The following is a 2,178-nucleotide window of genomic DNA, read 5'->3' as shown; positions in this document are numbered from 1 at the left end:
GCTATCAACGGGAGTTCATCAACAGGACAGAACGGCACCAGCGGCACACAGTTCAGCAATCCAGCCCTCGAGCCGACCACCGACATCGACCAACCGATCAGAACCACCGGACACTCGCCCTGAACGAGGAGCAGCCGAAAACCCCCGCCGACCCAGTGGAACGACCCGGCGGATTCGCGTGATCATCGCAACATTGCTGGTCTCGTGGTGCCAGAGGCGGCGAAGGCGAGTGAGGGGTGCCTGCCAACCAAGCGTCTTTCGGGGCAGGTTGCTGAACCTGGATTCGACAGGTCGGTGCGCTTGGGCACCGAGCCGCTCGGCTATCTCCCGGTCGTTCAGGCCGCGTTCGCGCAGGGTGGCGATCCGCTTGCGTTCCACAGCGACAGATAGCGGGCCCGAGCACGAAGTCTCCGGGAGGGACACGGACGGGAGCCACCGCTCTCCGCTCTCCGCTCGCCACTGGCATCCCGTCTTCTGCCTGCTCCCGAGCTGTTTGCAGGCCTCGACCGCGCCTGGCTGACAGCCCAACCCCGAGGAACTCCTCAAGGCCGGCCTCGAGCAACACCCGCACGCAGCCCGCGCCGAGTCGGTGGACGACCTCGCCCACAGGCCTTTGCTTCCCTGATGGCTCATCGACCCAAAGGTTGAGGCGGCTCTGGCTGCGGAGTTCCAGGCGTTCTTCCCGCATCTGGACGCGCGTCAGCGCCGGTTGGCCATAGGGACAGAGGCCCGTTCGCTGGGCATGACGGGATCCGGACGGTGGCTCGTGCGACGGAGGTGGGGGTGAGGGCGCCGTGTCCCGTGAAGTAGCTGAACTGGACTTCGGGGCAACTCCGTTGGGTCGGGCCCGCCGGTAAGGCGGAGGCCGCAAACGCGCGGTGGAACTTGATCCTGGACTGCCGCCCGCCCTGCCGGTGCTCGTCGAGCCGGACATGCGGGGCGATCCGATGTCCCGCTCCGGGACGACCACCCCGCACCGGGCTGACGGTGCACGCCGAACTCGATACCACCGCCTACGAGACCGGAGTTCGGATCGACGACCGGCAGATGGACGCCCTCCTCCACCTCCGACTTGCTCTGCCTCCGCTCGCCATCGCCACCCTCTTCGGAGTCTGCCCCGGGACAATCAACAGGCGCGCATCAGCGACATCCGCCAACTCCTGAATGCGATGAGCACACCGTCGAGCCCGCCGGCCGTCAACTCCCGGCACTGGAACACCCCTACGACCACACAGGCGCGGCAGGCGTCATCCTCCCGCCAAAGACGTACGGTCGCTGCACACCTGTCGGAGCGGACCCCTTCTTCAGGAATCCGGTCTCATCGACGATCAGCACCGACGTCGTCGGCGCCGAGGTGGTCGAAAACGTAGGCACGGGCCGTCGTGTGCGGCTCCACTCGCCGCAACCGGTTCGCGATACGAGCCATGGCCTGGTCGAACATCGCCTGCCAGCGGGCCGGGGCAATGCCACTGCCCGCGGCCATCGCGCAATCCTCAGGAGTCCGCACAACCTCTGGTGATCACGTGGTCGAGCACCATCGGCCGGGCCCCTGCTTCGGTGGACCGGCTCACCGCACCCGGGCGAGGAAGAGGTCACTGAACAAGACCATGGAGATGCCGCCGCCGTGGGCGTTCAGGACCTGGGCAGCATGCACATCATTGTCGCGGCCCCCCTGCGGGTTCCAGAACAACGCCAACGCGCCGCCCGGCGCAAGCGCATCGTGCACCAGGCCCCAACGCCGCTCCGGATCCGTCCAGTGCCAGGACGTAGCAGCCAAGACCAGGCCGAAGCGACGGCCCTCGGGCTGCCAGTCCTCGAAAGCGCCGACGTGCACCCTCTCCCCGGGATAGTTCGCGGTGTTGCGGCGCAGCACCTCCGCCATACGCGGGTCAGGCTCGATGCACTCCAGCGGTGTGACCGCCGCCGCGAACAGCACCGTGGACTTGCCGGTCCCCGCTCCCACCTCCAGCGCCGCGCGGTCACCCAGGGCCGCGTACGACCGCACTTTGTCCCGCCACTCGCCCACGGAGACCGTTTTGGCGGCGGGGAACTGGGGTTGGAGGGGGCAGCCGAGGGGGGGGGGGGGGGGTGTTGGGGGGGAGGGGGGGGGGGAAAGAACGTGAGCCGCGCGGGGCCGTCACCCGCGCCCTAGGGGGGAAGGGGGAGAAGAAAGAAGGA

At 68.1% G+C, this 2,178-nt stretch carries 1 protein-coding gene and 2 pseudogenes; 1 reads left to right on the top strand and 2 read right to left on the bottom strand.

The features are described from left to right. Positions 1–631: 631 nt before the first annotated feature. Positions 632–971 (top strand): annotated as a pseudogene (locus tag AC068A_RS37290) (ISAzo13 family transposase); the annotation flags it as partial. 295 nt (positions 972–1,266) lie between these two features. Here AC068A_RS37290 and AC068A_RS37285 read toward each other — a convergent pair. Next, positions 1,267–1,426: pseudogene (locus AC068A_RS37285) on the bottom strand (IS701 family transposase); the annotation flags it as partial. Between the two features lie 141 nt (positions 1,427–1,567). Next, the gene (locus AC068A_RS37280) at positions 1,568–2,026 is read right to left on the bottom strand and encodes a class I SAM-dependent methyltransferase (RefSeq protein ID WP_478590739.1); all 459 of its coding nucleotides are present in this window, start codon (positions 2,024–2,026) and stop codon (positions 1,568–1,570) included. Positions 2,027–2,178: the final 152 nt, after the last annotated feature.

Source organism: Streptomyces sp. NPDC043854, from assembly GCF_056436005.1.
This window is presented reverse-complemented; position numbering and strand designations above follow the sequence as displayed.